Here is a 22597-nt window from a genome sequence, read left to right as displayed (position 1 = left end):
CAGGCGCATCCGGGCCTCGTGCACCAGCGTGCCGACACCACACCGCCCACCGCGCCGACCGGCGCAGCCACCACGCCCCACCTCGCAGATCGAGGACGTCCGCCGACCTGGGCATGCGAGCCCGCTGATGCCCGCGCCCGTCGGCAACTCGGGCGCGGGGCTTCACCCGAACCATCGGGCGCCCCGACCTGACAGCCGGCGCCTTCCACAACGTCCGGTCAGGGAGAGATGCCACTATCTTCAGCCGAGTTGACGCCAACTTCGAAGCTCGGGGCCCGCCGTGTCCACGCTCGTTGGTGTTGCGCCTGTCACCAGATCCACATCCCGCCGGTTCGGCCGCGCTCGTCGACGCCGACCAGGTGGGCTGCCTCGGGGCCCACACGTGAGGCAGGCCCCAGCGGGATGGCGAAGCGGTGTTCCCCGAAGTTCACGGCGAGGATCCGATCCGGATCCAACTCACAGCCGTCGACGGTCTTGCCGATGTAGCAGCGCAGGAGCTCCAGCGACCCCCGTGCGGGAAAACGCCATTCGCGCCCTCCGTACGATCCGAAGGGGTCGCTCAGCGCCCGCAAGACCGGTCCGTCGAAGTGCAGTTCGACGTAATCACGGACGAAAGACACGGCGCTGACCTCTTGGCCCATCAGCAGTCGGCAGGGGTCGTCCGGGTCGTTGACGATTTCCATCGGCCCATGCTGCCAGAGGCGTCCATCGACCTGGTCACGCGACCGCCCGTGGCTGATCGAGAGGACCACGTGATCGTCTCCGGGGTGGTGGTGATGATCGTCAGGAGGGGCCAACAGGACCAGTGGCCGCAGGAGCAGCCCAGGAGCGGAGTGGTGCCGGTGGAGGGGTCGGCGAATTCGGGGCCGGGTCGCCGAGGAAATGGCGTACGGGGTCGCCGACCTCGGAGAGGTGAAGGCCCTCGTGCTGGGCGCGCAGAAAGCGTTGTTCCTCGGCCGGGCCCTTGCCTAAGCGCTCCCGGCGCCAGAGGTCGCGGGTGGCATCGGCGGCGTACGCGCGCAGATCCGTACCGTCTATGCGGAAGCCCCACCGAAGGGCCGACGGCTGCTCGCCGATGGGGTAATTCAGGAACTCGATACTGTGCATGGCCGTCATCCTGAGGGGCAACGACCGTTCGTGCGCTGCCTTTTATGCGCGGCTGTCCGAATGCCGGACACCGGCGGGCCGAACATCCGCCGGCCGCCGGCCGGCCGACAGCCTCGCTGACGCGGAGCGGATACCGGCGTTGACCGACTTGAGCGGTCTGTCAGAGGGCGATCGCCCGCAGTGCTCCGACGTCGTCCGAAACGTACACGACGCGGTCCTTGACGCAGATTCGCGCCGATCCTCCCCTGGCCTCCGGGACGACCCACTTCACGCGGCCGGCGACGGCGTCCAGTGCGGTCAGGCCATTCGTCGAGGCGACGTACACGACACCGCCGTCGACCGCAGGCGTCGTGAGCGGCCCGGTCAGTTCGCGCAACCAGCGTTTTGCTCCCGACACACCGGCCAGCGCGGTGACGAAGCCGTCGGCGCTCGACGTGAACAACGTACCGTCGGCGGCCACCACGGTGCCGAGGTTGTCGAATCGCCCGGCGACCGTCGCGCTCCACTGCAAGGTGCCGGTCCGGGGGTCCGCCGCATCGATGCGACCCGCGGCGGGCATCCAGCAGACGGAGTTGCCCAGGGACGTGACAGTCCCGTGGAACGGACGGGAGGCCCCGCCGGAGCTCTGCGGTTCCGTTCGCCACAACTCCCGGTGTTTCGCCAGGTCGATGGCGATCAACCCACCGCCGTTGGTGACCAGGTACGCGACATCCCCTGACGCGGTGGGCGGGGCGGACAGTCTCGTTGCCAGTGGGAGGCCCCATTGGACCTCGCCGTTGGTCGGCTCGACGGCCCAGAAAAAGGCACCCTCCGCGGGAACGGTCATGTTCCAGGAGCACAGCAACCCCCCGTCGAAGCCGAAGCCGGGGGACTGCCTCGTGGTCGTCGCGATCTGCCAGCGGATCCGCCCCGTTTCCTGTTCCACGGCGGTCCTGCGGGGGTTGGCGTCGACGACGTGCACGAGGCCGTTGGCGACGACGGGCACCATGTGGGGGACGGGGACCTCCTCCAACTTGGGATCGAAGGTGGGGACGCGCCAGAGGTCTCGTCCGGTACGGGCGTCGAGGGCCGCGAGTTCCTTCCCCGCGACACTGACGAAGACCCGACCGCCGGATACGACCGGAGTGCCGAGTGCCCGGCCGGGAGAGCCGACGTCGCGGGACCAGAGCACGGGGGGACCCGCCGGCGTGCTCGGCTTCGAGTCGTGGCGGCGTCGGAGGAACGCCGCGGTCGGGAGCCCGAGCGCCAGAGCGCCGACACCGAGGTAGAGCGACCGTCGGCGACTCGGGCCGGCAGGCCGGCCGCCCGAATCCGTACGGGGCGAAGGGTTCGCCGCGGCCTCCGGATCCCGTGGGGGCGGGACTTCGTGCGGCTGCCGAGTCGAGGTCGGCGCCGCGGCCCCGCCGTAGTACATCCCGGGTTTCGGAGGACTGGGGATGCGCGGGTACCCGTGCGGTGTCGGCGGGGCGGAATCGGATGCGATGCCGGAAAGCGGCGCGGACGCCGCGGATATCGGGGGGTCGCCGGGAGTAAGTGCGAGCCAGGGATTCGCGGCCCGCGCCGAATCTCCGAGGTCGGGATTTCCGCTGCCGCCCCCTGCGGCCTGCTCGGCCCAGTCCGAGCCGAGCACGTCCGTAGCCACGCGCACCACTTGGTGGAGAACGCCGGCGGGCAACCAGGCCGCCTCGCGGCTCGGATCACTGGTGTCGACCATGTTGTCCAGCTCCGCCACGAGTTCCCTCGGCAATGGCCGGTCCTGCGGGCGCTTGGTCAGACATGCCTGGACGAAGCTTCGGAACTCCTGCGGTACGCCGTCGAGATCGGGCTCATGAAGCGTGATGTTCGCAAGCAGAACCGGCAACGGCCCCTCGCCGAAAGGCAGTTTGGCAGTAGATGCGTAGGCGAGGACGATCCCGCACGAGAACACATCGCTGGCCGGACCGACTTCGGCCGTCTCGAACTGCTCCGGCGACATGAAGGCGATGGAGCCGAGGGTTTGCGACGCGCGGGTGAGCGAGGTCGCGCCGGCCAAGTGGGCGATGCCGAAGTCGATCACCCGCGGCCCATCCGCCGTCAACAAGACGTTGGACGGTTTTACATCGCGGTGGACGAGGCCGGCGGCGTGGATGTGCTCGAGCGCAACCGCGAGCCCACGGGCCAAATGGCGCACGGTTCGCACCGGCAGCGGGCCGTGTGCGGCGACGGCGTCGGCGAGCGTGACGCCCGGCATGTAGGCGGTTGCCAGCCACGGTGTGGCCGCGTCCGGATCGGCGTCCACCAACCGCGCGGTGAAGACGCCGGTGACGGCTCGCGCGGCGGCGATCTCGCGGGTGAATCGACGGCGGAAATCGTCGCCGTCCTCCAGTAGATCGGAACGCACCGTCTTGACCGCGACTGTCCGGCCGCCGGGACCACGCCCCAGATACACCCGGCCCATGCCGCCGGCGCCCAGCCGACCAACCAGGTTGAAAGGCCCCAGCCGGCGCGGGTCGTCGTGGTGCAAGGGCTCCATGGTTCTCCTGTACCGCGCTCGATTTCCCACACCCTGCCAGTCGCTGTGATCATGGTCAAAAGGTCAGCCAAAAAGCGCGACACGCCCGCGCATCAGGTCCTGTCGGGCAGTCGTGCCGAGATGTGATTCCGGGGGCAGGGGGCGCATCCCGGCCGTCCGCGCCACGATTGTCTTGATCCGCAAGGACGACTCGGCGGCGTCCGCGTCCTACCGGCGTGCCGCCTCGGCTTCGGCTGCCGGCGTGCCGTTGGTGCCGATGAGGAGGGACGTCGTCACCGGGTCGAGTGCGGGTGCCCGCAGCGGAACAGCGGTTCGCGGGTGTCCAAGGGCACGCGAACCGGTGGCCTGGGTGGCGGCCATGCGCGAAGTCCTGGCCACGCCCGAGCCCCGAGGTCCGGCGGCCCGGACCGGGCGATGCGTCGCGACCCGTCGCGGTGCGGGGCTGGGGGGCAGGCGGGTCCGCTTGCCGCGTTCCACCTGGCCAAGTGCCGTAGCTGCGGCCGGCGTTACCGCATCAGCCGGTCCGCCCACGGATGCGGTCCGTAAGTCCGAGTGATGGCGCGGACGAGCCAGTGCCGCTGATCGTCGGTGAGTGTGGGCAGGGCCGCGTCGAGGTCCGCTTCGTCCTTGGGTCGTGGCTCCGTGGCCTTGTAGAAGAGTTGCACCTCCGGTGCGAGGTAGGGGATACCGTCGGCGGAGATCAGGCCGAGCGTGTCGATCGGTCGACGTACTCGCGGATCCCGGCGTGACACCCACTCCTGGTCATCGGCTTCGTCGAGCATGACCTGGATGCGCCAGGGTTCGCCCGGTGCCGGCTGGCACCAGATATCGTGAACGCCCTCGGGAAGAGCCTCGCCGGATGCCCACGGGCGCAGATTTCCCGGTGGATCGGCGGCCCACCACTTCCAGTCCGGTAGAGCCTGTTGCACGGCGAGTTGGTCGCGCCGCAGCAGCAGGACGTCAACGTCGCCGTGACCTCGGACGCGGTGGCCCACCGCGAGTTCGATGGCGAAGCCACCCGCCACCCACCAGGGGGTCTTCAGGTCGCGGAACCGGTCGGCGACCTCGGCAAGGGGCGCGGGATCCCACCTGTTCAAGGGGGTGTGCTCGTGGGTCATGCCGTCCATCCTGTTCCGTAGGCTGCTTCGAGGTGCCGATGGCCTGTAGGAGTCGGGTGCGCGGCGCGAGCGATACGCCGGCAGGGGCCGCCCCTCGCTGTGGGGAGCTCTGCGTCCTGGCAAACGCCACGAATGATCCGCAGCCGGCAAGGCGTTCCCGGACCTACGGTGCGGTCACGTCCGTCGCGTGGGTGTCGTGCCGGTGCTGCGTCGGGGTCGGTGAACCAGCCCAGCACGATGTTGCGTTCCTGTTCGGCCACCCTGCACACGCACCCGAACAGCGCGAGCGCCAGGTCGTTCTGCGCCGGCAGGTCGCCCAGACCGCTCACCACCTGCACGGGCACGTCCTCCAGGCGGTCGAGGAGGTACCGCAGGCCGGGCCGCAGGTACTCCCCGGCCCGCGCGCCCTCCGGCGGGCGGTGCCCGGCGAGCAGGTACAGGTGGTCCCGCTCGTCCTCGGTCAGCCGCAGCGCGCCCGCCAGCGCGGCGAGCACCTGGACCGAGGGCTGGGGTCCGCGGCCCTGTTCGAGCCGCATGCTGTACATCGACATCGACCCGAACGACTGTGAGCCGGACGTCCCGGCACGCGCTCCGGGGCCCGACCACCTGCGGAACGCGGAGGTCCTCCTCGCGCACGACATGCCGGCCATCAGGGCGCACGTCCTCGACGTGGCCGCGCTCAAGGGCTCACCCAGCCGTGTCGTGTCCGCCGCCGGTGAGAACTCGGGCCACGTCTGGCCGCACACGTGCGCCGCGATGCTCGCCGGCGAACCGGGGACACCCCTGGAGACGTTTCCCGGCGGCCACAACGGATACGTCTTTCGCCCGCGCGGAACCGCGGCACGGATCCGCGCGGTGCTCGGTTCCTGAGGCGCGACGGTCGGCGTCCACCTGCCGGGCGGCTGTACGAGACGATGCCGTACGCGACGTACCCCGCGTTTCTCCGGTCCGCGACACGGGAGGACAGTGCACCATCGGGTCCACGACCAGGGGTGATAGCCAATTCCTTATCGGTTTCAGGCCGATACTTGTCTTGGACCCGCGAGATTTTCTCCGCTGTACTGAGCGGCATGATCATCATTGACCGGCGTCGCCACGGATGGACCCACAGATTTCGCCCGAGTGGCGTGGCGGCCGTGGGTGTCGTGCTGACCACGCTGGCCACCGGTTGCGGCGTGCTGTCCGACGACAAAGCAACGGTGGCGGCCTCGCAGACCCCCGACAGGAGCGCACCGGCGGCCGTTTCCTCGGCGCCGCCCCCGACCGTGTCCTCGGCGGCGCCCACGGTGCGGCCGTCCTCGGCCCCGCCCACCTCGGGACCGGGATCGTCCACGCTCGTCCCCGCGCTCCAGGACGCCGCCGTGCGGGCAGTCGGGCAGAACTCGGCCGCTTCCCTGGTGGCGCTCGACATGCGCAATGGGGAGATCGTATCGACGGTGCATCGACAGGCGGGTATGTCGGGTGCGGTCGCTCCCGGTTCGACGTTCAAGATCGTGACGTCGTCGTTGCTGCTGAGCAAGGGGGTGGTGTCGCCGAACGCGAGTGCGCCGTGTCCGGCGAACTCCACGGTCAACGGTCAGAACTTCCACAATGTCGGCGGCATGTCCATACCGAAGGCAACGTTCCGCGAAGTCTTCTCCCGCTCGTGCAACACCGCGCTCATCGACCTGCGCGGGAAGATCGGTGACCGCGAACTTGCCGACTTCTCCACCAAGTACTTCGGGCTCAACAGCAACGCCTGGAAGGTTGCCGCCGGCCAGGGCACCGTGGACGGCGTGGTTCCCGCCGCGACCGGCGAGAACGACAAGGCCGCCCAGATGATCGGGCAGGGCGCGTTGAAGATGAACCCTCTGACCATGGCCTCCGTCGTGGCCACGGCCGTCACGGGCGAGTTCCATCAACCGATTCTCGAACGCGGCATGGATGTCCATACCGTCAAGGCCAAGCTTCCGAATGGCGTCAGCAGCTCCATCAGGACCATGATGATCGACTGCGCAACCACCGGCGCGGCCAAGGACGTCTTCCGCGGCATGTCCGGCGTCGGTGCCAAGACCGGAACCGCCGAGGTCGGTGACGCCACCAACGGCTGGATGGTCGCCTTCCGCGGCAACATCGCTGTAGCCGTCTACGTCGAGGGCGGTGCGTCGGGTTCCGGTGCCGCCGGCCCCATCATCCGCGATTTCCTGACGGCGGTGGCGCCCACGCGGTGATCGCGGGCGAAGCGTTCCGCCACCGCACACGTCCCGCGTCGAGGGTGTCCAGCCCCGCGGCGCAGTGCAACAGCGTCGACTTGCCCGATCCCGACGGTCCCATCACCGCGGTCCAGGTCCCGGCCGCGAGCGAGAGATCCACTCCGTCGAGGGCTCGCACCCGTGCGGAACCTGCGCCGTACGTCTTGACCGCGCGGTCGAGCTGTACCACCACAGGGTCGGGACGCGGCCCGGCGGCGCACGCCGCCTCGGAGCGCTCCGACTTCCACCGCGTATCACCGCCCATGGTCGCGACTCCCTTTCGCCGCCCCGCGGACCTCGCCGAGCGGTGGGACGAATCCACCGGCACGTCGGTCGCGGAACACGCCGGGAGGCAACCGGATCCCGGGGATGCCCAGGCATACCCGAGCCTTGCCGTACGGTTCGCGGCCGGGGTGGTGGGCTCGAACCGTCCGGGGGGGAAACGCGGCCCGCCGTCGGTGTCGATGGGAAGACCACTTCGCGAGGGTCTCTGTTCCGCGCGCCGGCCGCGGCAGCCGGGTGTCGGCGACCCCGGCTCGCCGAGAGCCCACTGCGGCGCCCGGTCCGACGAGTCCGCAGGGCGGGTCCGGGGCCGAGAGGTGTTTGCCGCGGGCCCGACGTCTCGCAACCCTCGCCGACGTCTCACTCACGTTCGATGACGTGATGCCCGTGGCTGTGACCTGGTGGAAGCGGGTGCCGAGCAGTCTTGCCCGGACCCTGGCACGCGGTACAGCATGATCTTGCGTGACGTCGCCGATCGAGGGTTCCCGAGGAAAGGAGCCTTGTCGACAGTGCCTGGCGGTGTCAGGCGAGCGAGGCGGCGCGGGCGGGGTCGATGGCGTGCCGGAGCGGCCGGTTCTGGGTGAGAAGGCGGAGTTCGTCGAGTACGAGCTGTCCGAGGCGGTGACGTTCGGCGCCCAGGGCGCCGGCCAGGTGGGGTGTCAGGACGACGTTGGGGAGGGTGAACAGGGGCGAGTCGGGGACCGGGGGTTCGGGGTGTGTTACGTCGAGTACGGCGGTGAGGTCGGGCCTGGCACGCAGGACCTGCGCGGCGGCGGTCTCGTCGATCAGTGCGCCCCGCGCGGTGTTGATCAGTGTCGCGCCCGGCCCCATGGAGTTCAGCAGCCGTGCCCCGATCGAGCCGCGGGTCTCGGGCAGAAGCGGTGCGTGGAGGCTGACGACGTGACAGGTGGCGAAGAGTTCCTCGGTGGAGATCAGCCGGACTCCCGCGCGCCGGGCGGTTTCCGGGGAGGCGACGGGATCCGCGGCGAGGACCTCGACGTCGAAGCGGGCGAGGTGGGCGGCGACGAGCCGGCCGATGTGCCCGAGTCCCAACAGGCCCACCCGTGACCGGTAGGCGCCCGGGACGTCGGGGTCGGTGGGGAAGCGGCGGCTCTGCGCCATCTCCCGCTCGATGCGGTGGGCCTGCTTCAGTCCGAGGAGGACATGGGCGAGGGTGAACTCCGCCACCGGAACGGCATTGGCCGCGGCGGCGGAGACGATCGGGATGTCGCGCTCCCAGAAGGCGGGTGTGGTCAGGTGCCGGACGGATCCCGCCGCGACGAGAACGGCCCGCAGGCGAGGGGCACGTGACAGGAGGGCGCCATCGAGGACGGGTGCGCCCCAGCCCGTGAGCAGAAGGTCGACGGTCCGCAGCGCATCGGGGTCCGCGTCGAGCTCGTGCCGGGTGAGGGGCGGACCCTGCCAGTGCACGAGCCGGCCGATCTCGGCCAGCACTTCGGGCGGGTAGACGTCGGCCCGGCGTTCTTCCTCCATGACCAACAGGGCTGTCGGTGCGGTGGCCGGTTCGTTCATGTCGGGGTGGTCTCCTCGGCCTGTGCGGTGGTGGACCGTCGGCCGGACGGTCGGCGGTTCCTGATCGGATGTGGACCGTCGGCCGGTCGGTCGGCGGTCCCTGCTCGGGTGTGATGGCAAGCGTCCGACCGAACGTCGCGGATCGGTGTGGCCTGTGCGTTGTCCGGCCCGTAGCTCGCAGGAACCATACATCGGATCATTGAAATGTCATCGCCATGACCTTGGATGCCCGATCTTCTTCGTTCGGGTGGCTGTTGTGGAGAGTGGGACGCGCCCTGGGGTGAAGGGTCGTTCCCATCGATGCCCAACTTGCCCGAGTAAGAGGCTATTTATCGGTCTCGGGTCGTCGATCCCGTCCGTCGGATCACGTGGGAGAGGGGTGCGGGAGTGCGCCGGAGGAGCGCTCTCGTCGGTCGCCAAATCTTTTGTATTCATCGGACTATTGACCGTTTGAATCGGACCCGGTTACCGTCCTGGCAAGCGCTTTCCAGGCCACGTGATGCGGCTGAAACAGGAGTTGTCATGCAGAGATCGCGATGGATCGGTGCGGGGGCCCTCGCCTCGGCACTGATCCTCACCAGCTGTACATCCGGGCCTGCGGGAGTGGATGCCAAGCAGGACTCCAAGGCGCCCCTCGAGCTCTGGACCAGGACGACGCCGGGCGGACCGGGGGAGAAGGGCGCGCTGGAGCTCGCCGCGGCGTTCGAGAAGGCCACGGGCTTCAAGGTCGAGGTCACGGCCATCTTCGACGACTTCGAGACCAAATTGCAGCAGCGGGCCGCCCAGAAGAAGCTTCCCGACATCGTCATGAACGACGTGACGCAGATCGGAACCATGCACAGCCAAGGTCTGCTCCGGGAGATCGACCTGGGCAAGATCAAGGACAACAAGCAGATTATCGGACAGGGACTGGAGTCCGGGAAGAGCCTGGACGGCAAGCAGTACGGACTCCCGTTTTCCGCGCAGGCGTCCGCGCTGCTGATCCGCAAGGACTGGCGCGAGAAGCTGAAGCTCGACGTCCCGCGGACCTGGGACGACTTCGCCGCGATGGCCGCCGCCTTCACCACCCAGGACCCCGACGGTGACGGCAAGAACAACACCGCCGGGCTCGCCGCTCCGCTGTCCACCAAGCGCGGCTACGCCTCCTGGTACTTCTCCAACTTCCTCTGGGCCGCAGGCGGCGACTTCATCACCGAGGCAGGCAAGGGCAAGTACAAGCCGGCGATGACCACCACTGCGTCCGTGCAGGCCATGCAGTGGTTCCGCGACCTGGGGTGCAAGGCCAAGGCCATCCAGCCCGGCGCCGTGACCATGGACACCCCGCCGACGAACGAGACGTTCGAGGCGGGCAAGGCCGGCATGTACGTCGTCGGCCCGTACCTGCTGCCCCGCTTCGACAAGTCCCTCGGCGCGGACAAGTACGAGGTCGTGCCGATGCCCAAGGGGCCGAAGGACGCCACCGTCCTCGCCGAGGGCAGCTCCATCTACCTGATGGCCGGCTCCGACAACCGGGCCGGCCAGGACGCCTTCGCCGGCTTCGCGGTTTCCGTCGAAGGCCAGAAGAAGGGGATGGAGGGCACCACCGGCTACACCGTGCAGATTCCGGTCAACACCACCGTGGACATCTCCCAGATCCGCCCCGACCCTCGCTGGAAGACCTACGCCCAGGCGTACCAGGACTCCGGGCGGTACGCGCCCGCCATCCCGAACTGGACGCCGGTGCGGCAGGTGACGGCGGACGCGGTGAACGCGCTGATGGCGGACTGCGGCCTCGACATCAACGCCAAGATGCGTGAGCTCGACAAGCAGCTCGCCGACATCCTCAAGGAGCAGGGGATCGCCGCGTCATGAGCCTCGACCAGGCGGAGCCGGCCGCCAAGTCGGCGAGCGGCTCCGCCCCGCGAGAAGCGGGCCGTCGGGTCGGCGGGGCCGCCGACCGCCGGGCGCGCGGCCGCAGAGGAGGACGGTGGTGGACGCCCTGGCTGTTCCTCGCCCCGGCGCTGATCCTCTCCCTGTACTTCAAGTTCATCCCCATGGTCAACGCGGTGACCATGTCCTTCCAGGAGGTTCAGCCCTACCTGGGAAACCGGTGGGTCGGCACCGACAACTACAGCACGGTGTTGCAGTCCCACGGGTTCCGCGAGGCCGTCTGGCACACGATCGTCCTCGCCGTCGGCCAGACCTTCGGTGCGATGGCGCTCGGCTTCGCACTGGCCCTGCTGATGGAGGGGCAGAGCCGTCGACTGGGATTCGTGCGCTCCGCCGCGTTCCTTCCGGTGGTGGTGCCGATGGCGGTGGTCGCCGAACTGTGGCGGATCATGTACCACCCGACCGGCGACGGCATGCTCAACTCCATTCTCGCTCTGGCGGGAATGGGCCCGTCGGGGTTCATCAACGACCCCGACACCTCGATGGCCTCCATCATGGTCACCGGCATCTGGCGCGGCGCCCCCTACGACATGATGATCTTCCTCGCCGGTCTGACGAGTGTGGACCGCGGTCTGTACGAGGCGGCCAGGGTCGACGGTGCCTCCCGGTGGCAGCGGGTGCGGTACGTGACGGTGCCCGGGCTGCGTTCGGTGTTCTCGATCCTGTTCATCCTCGCCGCGATTCGCGGACTGCGCGTGTTCACCGAGGTGTTCCTGCTGACCAACGGCGGGCCCAACGGCTCCACCGAGGTCGTCATGACCCTCATCTACAAGCTCGGGCTCGAGCAGAACCGGCTCGGTGTCGGTGCGGCGGGAGCGGTCCTGCTGTTCGTCGCGACGCTGATCCTGACCGTCATCGTCCAACTGCTGCGGCGGAGGGAGAGCAAGTGAGCGAGTCGACCGAAACCGCGCTGGGCCTGACCGAGAGCCGCAGCATCGGCGGACGGATTCTGAAGGCCGTCGTCTACCTCGTGGTCCTGACCATGTTCGCGGGTCCGCTGCTGGCCCTGCTCGTCGGCGCCTTCGGCGACATCAAGGACCCGACGCAGCTGAGCATCGTGCCCTCGGGCTTCACGTTGGAGAACTTCGACATAGCCTTCGACCAAGGGGTGCTCAAGTATCTGCTGAACTCCTTCTTCGTCGTCGGCTTCGGGCTGCTGCTCCAGGTGTCCGTCTCCGTCCTGGCCGGATACGCGCTGGCCAGGAAAGTCTTCCCGGGAATGACACTGGCGCTCGTCGCCATCCTGGCGACGCTGATGCTGCCCGAGGAGATCCTGGCCCTCCCGCTGTCCGTCATTCTTTCCGACCTGCCGGTCGTGCACTTCAACCTCATCGGCACCCTCGCCGGCATGATCGTCCCGCTCGGCGCCTGGGGATTCTCCATCCTGGTGATGACCGAGTTCATGAAGGACGTGCCGCGCGAACTCGAGGAGGCTGCGCGAATCGACGGCGCCGGGGACTTCCGGATCTTCGCCCAGATCATCCTGCCGATGTGCAAGCCCGCGCTCGGCGTCATCGGGGTCTTCGGCTTCACGATGATCTGGGACCAGTACCTGCTGCCCCTGCTCGTGGCCACCGACTCCTCCTCGTACACGCTGCCGCTGGCGCTGCGAACCCTGCGGATCGACCCGGCCGTGACCCCCGGCGTGGTGATGGCGGCCTCGCTGCTGGCGCTGCTGCCCTCGGTGATCGTCTTCCTGTTCTTCCAGCGGTCCTTCGTCAGCGGCCTGTCCTCCGGGGCACTCAAGGGCTGACCCGCACACCCGTCGGCTCCGCCCCCACCCCCTCCCGTACGACCAGCCCGACGCGCACCCAAAAGCCACCGCGCGCCGACGGCCGACGAGAAAGAGCGATTCCCCATGACCGCGAGCGCTGACACCCCGCAGGCGCGTCCGTCCGCGACCCCGGGTCCCGAGGCAGGCCCGGAGACGAACTGGTTCACCACCGCCCGGTTCGGCATGTTCGTGCACTGGGGTCTGTACTCCCTCGCCGCACGGCACGAGTGGGTGAAGAACCGCGAGGAACTGACCGACGAGCAGTACCAGGTGTACTTCGACCACTTCGACCCCGACCGCTACGACCCCGCCGAGTGGGCCAGGGCGGCCAAGGCCGCGGGCATGCGGTACGTCGTGCTCACCACCAAGCACCACGACGGCTTCTGCCTGTGGGACAGCGCCCTCACCGAGTACAAGGTCACCAACACCCCGCACGGCCGTGACCTCGTGGGGCCGTTCGTCGAGGCGTGCCGCGCCGAGGGGCTCAAGGTCGGTCTCTACTACTCGCTGATCGACTGGCACCACCCGTCCTTCCCCGTGGACGGCACGCATCCACAGCGCGACGACGAGGCGTTCAAGGTCGCCAACGCCGACCGGGACATCCGCGAGTACCAGCGCTATCTGCACGGCCAGGTCCGCGAACTGCTGACCTCGTTCGGACGGATCGACTACCTGTTCTTCGACTTCTCGTATGCCGAGCGCTCGTGGTGGGGCGGCAAGGGACCCGACGACTGGGACTCCCCGCAGCTCCTGCGGACGATTCGCGAACTGCAACCGCACGTCCTCGTCAACGATCGGACCGGCCTTCCCGGGGACTTCGTCACCCCCGAGCAGTACCAGCCGTCCGGTCCCATGACCGAGAACGGGCGACCCGTGCTGTGGGAAGCCTGCCAGACGCTCAACGGCAGCTGGGGCTACGACCGGGACAACCTGGACCACAAGAGTCCGGACCTGCTGATCCGCATGCTCGTCGACGGGGTGTCCAAGGGCGGCAACCTGCTGCTCAACGTGGGGCCCGACGGTCGTGGCGCGCTCGACCCGCGCGACACCGCGATCCTCGACGAGATCGGCCGGTGGATGCACCTGCACGAGCGGTCGATTCGCGACTGCGGCCCCTCCTCGTACACCGCCCCCGCCGAATGCCGGTACACCCAACGCGGCGACCGGCTCTACGTGCACCTGTTCGCCTGGCCGATGCGTCACCTGCACCTACCGGGCCTGGCCGGCCGGGTGCGCTACGCCCAACTGCTCAACGACGCGTCCGAGATCATCCCGGTCCACATCGACCCGGACCGTCCCGCGGTCAACACCGAGATGGGCGGCCAGCCCGCCGGAACGCTGACGCTCCAGATCCCGGTCGGGCGCCCCGACACCCCCGTACCCGTCATCGAACTGTTCCTGGACGCCCAGGCGACCCAGGACGCCGAGGACACCACCCGGGACACCCCGACCGCCGGCTGATCACAGGCCGGAACACCGTCCGTACCTCCACCACATCCTCACGGAGGCACCATGCAACGCCGCACGTTCCTGATGGGTACCGCGGCAGGGGTGGCGCTGGCCGCCGCCCCCGTCGGCGGAGCGCTGACCGCGAGCGCGAGCGCGGCCCCCAGGGCCGTCCGCACACTGGACGAGCTGCAGGCCGCGATCGACCGGGCACGACCCGGCGACCGGATCGTGGTGGCCGACGGGACCTACACCGTCCCCTCGGACCGCCCGCTCACCATTCGGAACAAGAAGGGCACCGGGCGCGCGCCCATCACCATCGCGGCCCGGACGCAGGGCGGCGTCATCCTGGAAGGCGAGCACAGCTTCGTCCTCGAAGCGTCGTGCCACATCACCCTCGGCGGCTTCTCCTTCCGGCAGCGGAACACCCTGGACATCCCCCCGGACTGCTCGCACATCAGACTCACCCGCAACGACATCCACCTGGCCGACATCGAGGGCGTGCACTGGGTGATGGTGCGCGCGGACGACAGCACGGTCGACCACAACCACTTCCACGGCAAGAGCACCCTCGGCATCTACCTCGGCATCGAGGGCGCGAACACCGAGGAAATGGCCCAGCGCGTCCACGTGTACCGCAACTACTTCTCCGACCACACCTTCACCGGCTCCAACGGCGGCGAACCGATCCGGCTGGGCGTCAGCCCCCGCGCCCTGTCCAGCGCCCACGCGATCGTCGAGTACAACCTGTTCGAGCGGGCCAACGGGGACCCCGAAGCGATCTCGGTGAAGAGTTCGGACAACACCATCCGGTACAACACCATCCGCAACAGTTTCGGCGGGATCGTACTGCGGCACGGCAACCGCAACCGGGTGGAGGCCAACCACTTCATCGACGGCACCGAAGGCGTGCGGATCTATGGCAACGACCATGTGATCGTCAACAACCACCTCTCCGGCCTGGCCGGGCGCGCCCTGGTGATCGGCAGCGGATCGGAGCGCGATCACCTGCCCGGCGAGACGCCCGAGGCGCGCCGCGGCAACGACGCCCCCGACCGCATCCTGATCGCCCACAACACCCTGGTGAACAACGGCGGCACGATCTCCGGCGAGAGCCAGCGCCCGCACGAGCCGCGCGACGTCACCGTCGCCGACAACCTGCTCGTCGCGGACACGGGCCAACTGGTCGCCATGGCCAACACCGTGCGCTTCACCTGGACGGGCAATCTCCTGTGGGGCGCCGCCGCGGACGGCAACATCCCCGCCGGGGGCGGTACCCGGGTCGACCCGAAGCTGGTGAAGGACGCGTACGGCATCGCCCGCCCGGCCGCCGGCAGCCCCGCCATCGACGCCGGCACGCCGCGCCGGCCGCGCATCACGCACGACATCGACGGACAGCCCCGCACCAGGACGCCGGACGTGGGCGCGCACGAATACTTCCGCCGGCCTCCGAGGCGCGGACCCCTGACGCCTGCCGACGTCGGTCCCCGGGCCCACTGAGCGCTCCCGCCCACTTCGATCCAGGAGGCATCATGCAACGACGCACGTTCCTCAAGAGCTCGGCCGTGGCCGCACTTGCCGCGGTACCCCTCACCACCTCGCTGTCGGGCAGCGCATCGGCGGCCGATATCCCGGTCTCCTCCCTCGCGGCGCTGCAGAGCGCGATCAACGGCGCCGCACCCGGTGACCGGATCGTCGTCGCCGACGGAACCTATACGGTCCCCTCGGGCGGCTCGATCAACATCTCCGGCAAGAACGGCACGAGCGCCGCACCCATCACCATCGTGTCGAAGACGCGCGGCGGTGTGGTGCTGCGGGGCGCACGCGGCTTCGTGCTCGGCAATTCGAGCAACATCGTCATCAGCGGCTTCGCCTTCCGGCAGAGCACCACGCTCGAGATCCCGACGACCTGCTCGGCGATCCGGCTGACTCGCAACGACTTCCAGTTCGCGGACAGCGGCGATCCGTATTGGGTCGTCGTCCGGGCGAACGACACGAAGATCGACCGGAACCATTTCCACAACAAGACCACCACGGGCATCTTCATCGTCGTCGACGGTCCCGGCAAGACCGACATGGCCCAGAACGTGCAGATCTTCCGCAACCACTTCTCCGACCACAGCTTCACCGGGGACAACGGCGGCGAGCCCATCCGCTTCGGCGTCAGCGGCCGGGCCCTGGCCGACGCCGGCGGAAAGGTGGAGTACAACCTGTTCGAGCGCTGCGACGGCGACCCCGAGGCCATCTCGGTGAAGTCCTCGGGCAACACCATCCGGTACAACACCATCCGCGACAGCCGCGGCGGCATCGTGCTGCGACACGGCAACGGTTCGACGGTGGAGGGAAACTACCTGATCGGCGGCATCGACGGGGTACGGATCTACGGCAACGACCATGTGATCGTCAACAACTACCTCAGCGGGCTGTCCGGCCGGGCCCTGGTGGTCGGCAGCGGCAGCACCCGTGACCACACCCCGAGTGAGACGGAGACCCAGCGGCGGGGCAACGACGCCTGCGACCGCGCGGTGATCGCGCACAACTCCCTGATCAACAACGCCGGCATGCTGTCGGGCGAGACGCGGGCGTTCGAACCGCAGGACGTGACCATCGCCGACAACCTGCTGGTCGGCGACTCCGGCAGCCTCGTCGCCATGGGAGCCACCTCCGGCTTCACCTGGCAGAGCAACCTGCTGTGGGGAGCGGCCGCCAACGGCAACATCCCCGCCGGAAGCTTCATCCGGGCCGACCCCCGGCTCAGTCAGGGCACGGACGGTGTTCTGCGGCTGACGGCGAGCAGCCCGGCGATCGGCGCGGCCACGCTGGGCGGCATAGTCCTGGCCGACGACATCGACGGGGACCAGCGCGGCAGCGTACGGGACATCGGCGCCGACGAGTACGCGACGACGCCCGCACTCCGGCACCCCCTCACCGCCGCGGACGTGGGCCCGAACGCCCCCTGAGCGACCACCGGTGGCGGGGCGCCGCACGCCTGACCGGTCCGTCCACCCGACTCCGCCGGTCCATCCGACCCGGTCCGCCCGACCCCCGTGCGGGCGGACCGCGTCGGACCCCCCACAGGGCGATCGCAGACCATCCGCAGGCCGACCGCAGGAAGGCAGGGCCATGACCGAGGACAGCACCCGGAGTGCGGCGGACCGCTCCCCGCTCCGCCCGCCGGCCGGGCCGACGGACACAGCGGGGGGCGGACGGACCCGTCTGGGCCTGTGCTCGGTCACCTTCCGCCGGCTGCCCGCCGCCGAGGTCGCGCGACGCGCGGCCGACGCGGGCCTGGAGGTGATCGAGTGGGGAGCGGACGTGCACGCGCCCGCGGGGGAGCCCGACACGGTCCGCGCGGTCCGTGAGGTCTCCGACCGCCACGGGCTGGTCTGTTGCTCGTACGGTTCGTACTTTCGCGCCACTCCCGCCGAGTTGGCCGCGTTCCCCGCTGTCGCCCGGGCCGCCGGTCTGCTCGGGGCACCCCGGGTACGGGTCTGGGCGGGCGGAACCGGATCGCGGTCCGCCCTGCCGGACGAGCGGCACGAAACCGTGCGCTGCCTGCGGGAGGCGGCCCGGATCGCCGCGGACCACGGCCTGGAGCTCGCGCCGGAGTTCCACGGTCGAACGCTCACCGACACCGTCGCCTCGACCGTCCGGTTGCTGGACGAGGTGGGCGCGGACAACGTCCGCACGTACTGGCAGCCGCCGCAGGACACCCCCGACGAGCAGGCGCTGGCGGGGCTCGTCGAACTCGGCGACCGGGTCACCGCCGTACATGTCTTCTCGTGGTGGCCGGGCAACAACCGGCTGCCGCTGGCGGACCGCCGGGACCTGTGGACCACGGCCCTCGACCTGTTGGCGGGCCGGGGCGTCGAGGCGCTCCTGGAGTTCGTCCCCGGTGACGACCCCGCGGTGCTGGCGCGCGAGGCCGAGACCCTGAGGCGCGCCGCGGCACAAACCTCCTCGATCCGACGCGGTCGATCGTGATCCGGCGGGTCACGAGTGAGATGTCCCGTCGCCCGCCCACCCACCAAGACGCCAGGACGGCAGGCATGCCACTCGAGAACGACGACACGCTCGTGTTCATCGGCGACTCCATCACCGACGCGGGCCGAGACCGTGCGGATCCCGCATCTCTCGGCGGGGGATACGTCCGCGAGATCGCGCGGACTCTGCGCGAGCGGGCGCACGACGGACCCGGCCCCCGCGTCGTCAACAGGGGGATCAACGGCCACCGCGTGTACGACCTGGAATCCCGCTGGAGTACCGACGTCATGGACCACCGACCCACTGTCGTCACGGTCAAGATCGGCATCAACGACACCTGGCGACGCTACGACCGCAACCTCGCCAGTCCGGTCGACGAGTTCGAGGCGTGCCTCGACCGCCTGCTCGCGGCCACCACGCGGAAGTCGTCCGCACGGCTGGTCGTCATCACCCCGTTCCTGCTTCCGGTCGGACCGGACCAGGAACGCTGGTTCGAGGACTTGTCGCCGCGTACCGACGCCGTCCTGCGGGCCGCTGCGCACAACGGAGCCCGAGTGGTTCGCGCGGACCTCGTGCTGTCCCGCGCGGCGCGGGACCGGGAGCCGGCGGAGCTGGCCCCGGACGGCGTGCACCCGAGTCCTCTGGGGCATCGGTTGATCGCCGACGCCTGGCTCGCCGAGGTCGCTCCCGCGGCCCTGGACGCACGGCGGTAGCAGCGCCGCGGGTCAGCACGATCGGAGCGTCGGATGCGCGCGCGCTCGCGTTCGTGCAGACCCTGGATCCGGTGCGGTCACCGCCCGGCCGGCTCTTCTCACCAGGGCCCGCCGCGGATGGAGCGGTGGTCGACGAAGTCCGCGATCCGGTACCGCTTTTCACGAACTCGGACGCCGGGTTCGCCGAGCCTGGGTTGTCGAGCCGCGGACGACCAGCTTTACCGGCAGGGTCATGGGCTTGCCGGTGCGCGGTGCCGGGTTGCCGCGCGAGGACAGCAGCGCGTCGACGGCAGCCCGTCCCTGGGCGCGCAGCGGGGCGGCGACGGTGGTCAGCCCGGGCCTGACGATGCGCGTCGGGAAGATGTCGTCGAAGCCGACCACGCTGACGTCCTCGGGAACTCGGGCGCCGCGCGCCTGGAGAGCGAGCATGGCGCCGATCGCCAGTTGGTCGTTGTAGGCCACGACGGCGGTCGGCAGGTCCTGGGGGAGCGCGTCGGCGGCTTCGCGACCGCCTGCGACCGTCGGCGCGAACGGGCCCACGCGCTGCACCCGCATGTCCAGCCCGATCGCCGCCTCGCGCAGGCTCCGCAAGCGCATCCCGTCCGCCCAGGATGCCTCCGGACCGGCCACGTAGGTCACCGTGCGATGCCCCAACCGGGCCAGATGTTCCGCGGTCACGAACATGCCGTGCGGGTTGTCGAGGGTGATGCTGGGAACGTCGGCGACATCCCGGTTGAGGACGACCACCGGCCGCTGCTTGGCAGTCATGCGGATGGCCGAGTCCGACAGTCGGGTACCCGCCAGTACGAGTCCCTCGACTGCGGGCAACGCCCTTTCCAGACTGGCGCGTTCCACCCGATCGGACTCCTGGGCGTCGATCAGCAGGAGAACGAAGCCGGCCTCGGCGGCGGCGGACTCGGCTCCCCGGATGATCTCGGCGTAGAACGGGTTGGTCACGTCGGAAACCACCAGCGCGAGCATCGAGGTGCGGCCGGTGGGCAGTCCCGACGCCAACGGATTCACGCGGTAGCCGAGCTCCGCGGCCACCCGCCGGATGCGTTCCGCGGTCGCCGCGTTGACCCGGCCCGGCCTGGCGAACGCCCGGGACACGGTGGACGCGGCCACCCCTGCGGCCCGGGCGACGTCGTAGATCGTCGGTGCCTTGCTCCCGCCGGTCGCGGCGGTCGGCGCGTCGTCACGCTCGCTCACCCGATCTCACTTCCGTTCTCGTGGGAAAGCCGCAGGTCTGGGGCGGCGACACCCGGTATCGGACGACCCTATGGCTGCCCAAGGGATGGGTGGGAGGCAGCGCACTGTACTCCGTTCGACGCCGTCACCCCGGCGTGGCCGTCGTCGAAACGGCTACGCGGCGGGCCACCCGGCTGCCCGAACAGCGGTCCCCCGCCGAGGGGCGAGACAGGTGCCCGCGGCGGTGGCGCGGAATCAGGCGGGTTCGGGGGTGAGCGTTTGCGGGGTGGGGGCGCTGGAGGTCAGGCCGGCTTGGTGGGCGGCTGTGGTGGTGGCGGCGAGGACGGCGTGGACGGGGAGGCCGAGACGGGCGGCGAGGGCGGCGGCGGGGGCGAACTCGGGGGTTGCCTGGAGGATTCTGCCGCAATGGTGGCCCACCTTGACGGGGAGGCGGCTGCCGAGGACGTCCACGTGGGTCCAGCCTCGTTGGAGTTCGGTTTTGCGGACCGGCCGTTCGCGTACGCCCAGGGTGGTGGTGAGGCGGAAGACGGCTTCACGGAGGGGTTGGGCGCCTTGCGGCGGGCACAGGACGGAGAGCGTGTGCGCGGGGCGGCCCTTCTTCATGAGGATGGGGGTCAGCCAGGCGTCCGAGGCGCCGGCCTCCATCAGGGATGCGAGGACGCTGGGCCATGCGCGCGGGTCCAGGTCGTCGATATTGGTTTCCAGGACGACGGCTTCGGTGGCGTCGAAGACGGAGTCGAGGGTGGTGGCGGGGGCCGGGGTGCCGAGGAAGACGCGGGTGACGTTGGGGCGTCCGGGGGTGTCGCGGCTGCCGGCCCCGATGCCGGTTCGCTCCAGACGCAGGTGTGGCAGGGGAGCGCATTCGCGGGCCAGGGTGGTGAGCAGCGCCAGGCCGGTGGGGGTGGCGAGTTCGCCCTCGGCGCCCGCGAACACCTGCCACTCGGCGGCGAGTTCGGCCACCGCGGGGGCGGGGACGGGAAGTTCGCCGTGGGCGGTGGTGACGCGGCCGGCGCCCAACGCCACGGGACCTGCCGTCAGATCGGTCACGGCGAGGTCGTGCAGCGCGGCACAGACGCCGACGACGTCTGCGATCGAGTCCCAGGCACCCACCTCGTGGAAGTGCACCTCTTCCGTCGTGGTGCCGTGTACGTGTGCCTCGGCGACGGCGAGGCGGGCGAAGGCGGCGAGGGCCGACGCGCGGACCGGATCGGCCAGGGGCGCCCGCTCGATGAGGCGGCGTACGTCACGCCACGTTCGGTGTGCGTGGTCGTCGTCGCTCGGCGTCACCTGGATCCGCGTCGCTCGCATCCCGGCGCGGGTGACCTGTGTCTGTGCGAGGCGTACCTCGCCGGGGACCACGGCCTCCACCGCGGCACGCACGGTGCTCAACGCGGCCCCGGCGTCGACGAGGGCGGCGAGCAGCATGTCCCCGGCGATGCCGGCGGACGCATCGACCCACGCGGCCCTCATGGGCGCAACCGATGCAGGACCTCGCCGGCTTGCGGCACGACGAGTGTGTCCGGGTCGGCGTCGAACGCCGCGAAGTCCACCGCGGAGGGGTCCAGATGGCCGAGGTTCGCCCCGCGGACGACGTCTTCGGGAATGCCGGTCGCGAGGGTGACGGTCAACCGGCAGCGCTCGCCGCGCTCTTCGTCGTACGTACCCGCGCCGCGCAGGTGTGTGGAGTGCGCCAGGACGCCCCAGTGCAGGTGCTTGAAGCGCTCCCACTGCTTGGTGAAGTAGTCGCGGCAGTGGTAGCCGATCTCCTCGATCTCCGGGTGCATCGCGGAGATCGTCCGCACGTGCGGCGCGTACAGGATGACCTCGCCGCCGTCCGCGACGACCGGTTCCAGCTTGTAGAAGCCTTTCGCCGCGGTCCAGATGTCCTCGTACTTCTCCGGGATCACGGACAACACACGCCGCACCGGGGCGTCGAGGTAGCGGACGTGGACCTGCGCGGACACGTCGGCCGCCGCCGACCAGGCCGCCTCCGGGGTCCCGTACGCCATCGAGTGCAGTGCCCCGGTGCCGGATTCGACCACGACGCACAGCGCGCGCCTGCGGCTCGGGATCAGCGCGGCGGCCTCGTGGATCAGCGCGCGGACCGGGGTGATGCCGCGCGTTCCGATGATCTCCGCGCTGGTGATCAGGGCCCCGAGCCAGTGCGACAGGTCGATGATGTCGGCGCCCGCGACGCCGGGGAAGAAGTACTTGTCACCGCCGGAGAAGCCGACCACTTCGTGCGGGAAGACCGGGCCGACGACCAGGGCCACGTCGTGCTCCACGACGGCCCGGTTGAGGCGTACGTCGACCTCTTGGCGCAGCAGCCCGCCGGACAACTCGGCCACGCGCTCGGCGCCGATGGTGCCGACCGAGGCGAACGTCGACGGCTTCCACCACTCGTGGTTGAGGACGGTCATGCCCGGCAGCGGCGGGACGTGGGCGGCCAATTCGGCCTCGCCCATCGGCGCGTGCGTACCCAACGCGACAAGCACCGTCAACCGGGAGACCCGGCCGTACAGCGCGTCGTGCACCGCGGCGAGCAGCAGCGGAAGCGGGCAACTGCGGGTGCCGTCGGGTACCACCAGGCATACGCTCCGGCCGTCGAGATCCTCGTCGGCCAGTTGTTCGGCGACGAAGGCTCGCACCTGGGCCTCGGGAAGGACCGCGCCCGGCCCACCGATCTGTGCTGTCATGGCGGCCAGAGGACCATGGCGTCCGGCGCGGTGCAAGTGCCCAGGGCAACACATGGCAACCGG

Annotated in this window: 20 protein-coding genes; 10 read left to right on the top strand and 10 right to left on the bottom strand. The window is 69.9% G+C overall.

The annotated features are described in order from the left end of the window. Positions 1-308: 308 nt before the first annotated feature. The 5 genes from ACIBSV_RS30735 to ACIBSV_RS30715 all read right to left on the bottom strand — a co-directional run bounded on the left by ACIBSV_RS30735 (position 309) and on the right by ACIBSV_RS30715 (position 5273). Positions 309-683, bottom strand: a complete 375-nt coding sequence (locus ACIBSV_RS30735; protein ID WP_395868751.1) for a hypothetical protein — start codon at positions 681-683, stop codon at positions 309-311. Positions 684-783: 100 nt separating this feature from the next. Next, positions 784-1107, bottom strand: coding sequence for a hypothetical protein (locus ACIBSV_RS30730; protein ID WP_395868750.1), 324 nt, complete (start codon positions 1105-1107; stop codon positions 784-786). A 160-nt stretch (positions 1108-1267) separates the two neighbouring features. Then, the gene (locus tag ACIBSV_RS30725; protein WP_395868748.1) at positions 1268-3619 is read right to left on the bottom strand and encodes a PQQ-binding-like beta-propeller repeat protein; all 2352 of its coding nucleotides are present in this window, start codon (positions 3617-3619) and stop codon (positions 1268-1270) included. A gap of 506 nt (positions 3620-4125) precedes the next feature. Further along, positions 4126-4737: a nucleotidyltransferase domain-containing protein gene (locus ACIBSV_RS30720; RefSeq protein ID WP_395868746.1), complete on the bottom strand. Its 612-nt coding sequence runs from the start codon at positions 4735-4737 to the stop codon at positions 4126-4128. Beyond that, positions 4734-5273, bottom strand: a complete 540-nt coding sequence (locus ACIBSV_RS30715; RefSeq protein ID WP_395868744.1) for a hypothetical protein — start codon at positions 5271-5273, stop codon at positions 4734-4736. The genes ACIBSV_RS30720 and ACIBSV_RS30715 overlap by 4 nt, the downstream gene beginning before the upstream one ends. On the opposite strand from ACIBSV_RS30715, the gene ACIBSV_RS30710 reads away from it, so the two are divergent. Both ACIBSV_RS30710 and ACIBSV_RS30705 read left to right on the top strand, forming a co-directional pair. After that, positions 5272-5607: a hypothetical protein gene (locus tag ACIBSV_RS30710; RefSeq protein ID WP_395868742.1), complete on the top strand. Its 336-nt coding sequence runs from the start codon at positions 5272-5274 to the stop codon at positions 5605-5607. The two genes, ACIBSV_RS30715 and ACIBSV_RS30710, sit on opposite strands and share 2 nt — an antisense overlap. A gap of 275 nt (positions 5608-5882) precedes the next feature. After that, complete coding sequence (locus ACIBSV_RS30705) at positions 5883-6947, top strand: penicillin-binding transpeptidase domain-containing protein (protein ID WP_395868740.1); 1065 nt, start codon at positions 5883-5885, stop codon at positions 6945-6947. Here the strand turns inward: ACIBSV_RS30705 and ACIBSV_RS30700 are convergent. Together ACIBSV_RS30700 and ACIBSV_RS30695 are read right to left on the bottom strand one after the other, a co-directional pair. Further along, entirely contained in the window at positions 6907-7233 is a 327-nt protein-coding gene (locus ACIBSV_RS30700) for an ATP-binding cassette domain-containing protein (protein WP_395868738.1), read from the bottom strand. The two genes, ACIBSV_RS30705 and ACIBSV_RS30700, sit on opposite strands and share 41 nt — an antisense overlap. Positions 7234-7772: 539 nt before the next feature. Further along, positions 7773-8783 carry a hydroxyacid dehydrogenase gene (locus ACIBSV_RS30695; protein WP_395868736.1) on the bottom strand — a complete coding sequence of 337 codons (1011 nt, stop codon included), beginning with the start codon at positions 8781-8783 and terminating at the stop codon, positions 7773-7775. A 522-nt stretch (positions 8784-9305) separates the two neighbouring features. On the opposite strand from ACIBSV_RS30695, the gene ACIBSV_RS30690 reads away from it, so the two are divergent. From ACIBSV_RS30690 to ACIBSV_RS30655, 8 genes are all read left to right on the top strand, one after another. Then, entirely contained in the window at positions 9306-10634 is a 1329-nt protein-coding gene (locus ACIBSV_RS30690; RefSeq protein ID WP_395868734.1) for an extracellular solute-binding protein, read from the top strand. Beyond that, positions 10631-11602 carry a carbohydrate ABC transporter permease gene (locus ACIBSV_RS30685; protein WP_395868732.1) on the top strand — a complete coding sequence of 324 codons (972 nt, stop codon included), beginning with the start codon at positions 10631-10633 and terminating at the stop codon, positions 11600-11602. The genes ACIBSV_RS30690 and ACIBSV_RS30685 overlap by 4 nt, the downstream gene beginning before the upstream one ends. Continuing rightward, positions 11599-12465 (top strand): carbohydrate ABC transporter permease, encoded by an 867-nt coding sequence (locus ACIBSV_RS30680; RefSeq protein ID WP_395868730.1) that lies wholly within the window; start codon positions 11599-11601, stop codon positions 12463-12465. Before ACIBSV_RS30685 ends, ACIBSV_RS30680 begins: the two co-directional genes overlap by 4 nt. 105 nt (positions 12466-12570) lie before the next feature. Further along, the gene (locus ACIBSV_RS30675; protein ID WP_395868728.1) at positions 12571-13947 is read left to right on the top strand and encodes an alpha-L-fucosidase; all 1377 of its coding nucleotides are present in this window, start codon (positions 12571-12573) and stop codon (positions 13945-13947) included. A gap of 51 nt (positions 13948-13998) precedes the next feature. After that, complete coding sequence (locus tag ACIBSV_RS30670; protein ID WP_395868726.1) at positions 13999-15432, top strand: chondroitinase-B domain-containing protein; 1434 nt, start codon at positions 13999-14001, stop codon at positions 15430-15432. Between the two features lie 32 nt (positions 15433-15464). Then, positions 15465-16892, top strand: coding sequence for a polysaccharide lyase 6 family protein (locus ACIBSV_RS30665; protein WP_395868725.1), 1428 nt, complete (start codon positions 15465-15467; stop codon positions 16890-16892). A gap of 163 nt (positions 16893-17055) precedes the next feature. Continuing rightward, positions 17056-17916, top strand: a complete 861-nt coding sequence (locus tag ACIBSV_RS30660; protein WP_395868723.1) for a sugar phosphate isomerase/epimerase family protein — start codon at positions 17056-17058, stop codon at positions 17914-17916. Between the two features lie 65 nt (positions 17917-17981). Further along, positions 17982-18629 (top strand): SGNH/GDSL hydrolase family protein, encoded by a 648-nt coding sequence (locus tag ACIBSV_RS30655; protein ID WP_395868721.1) that lies wholly within the window; start codon positions 17982-17984, stop codon positions 18627-18629. A 159-nt stretch (positions 18630-18788) separates the two neighbouring features. Here ACIBSV_RS30655 and ACIBSV_RS30650 read toward each other — a convergent pair whose 3' ends face one another. The 3 genes from ACIBSV_RS30650 to ACIBSV_RS30640 all read right to left on the bottom strand — a co-directional run bounded on the left by ACIBSV_RS30650 (position 18789) and on the right by ACIBSV_RS30640 (position 22534). Beyond that, a complete protein-coding gene (locus ACIBSV_RS30650; RefSeq protein ID WP_395868719.1) occupies positions 18789-19838 on the bottom strand; it encodes a LacI family DNA-binding transcriptional regulator in 1050 nt (349 codons plus the stop codon). Between the two features lie 234 nt (positions 19839-20072). Then, complete coding sequence (larC, locus tag ACIBSV_RS30645; RefSeq protein WP_395868718.1) at positions 20073-21308, bottom strand: nickel pincer cofactor biosynthesis protein LarC; 1236 nt, start codon at positions 21306-21308, stop codon at positions 20073-20075. Beyond that, positions 21305-22534 (bottom strand): lactate racemase domain-containing protein, encoded by a 1230-nt coding sequence (locus tag ACIBSV_RS30640; protein WP_395868716.1) that lies wholly within the window; start codon positions 22532-22534, stop codon positions 21305-21307. The genes larC and ACIBSV_RS30640 overlap by 4 nt, the downstream gene beginning before the upstream one ends. Positions 22535-22597: the final 63 nt, after the last annotated feature.

This window comes from Embleya sp. NPDC050154, from assembly GCF_044460165.1.
Lineage (GTDB): Bacteria > Actinomycetota > Actinomycetes > Streptomycetales > Streptomycetaceae > Embleya.
This window is presented reverse-complemented; position numbering and strand designations above follow the sequence as displayed.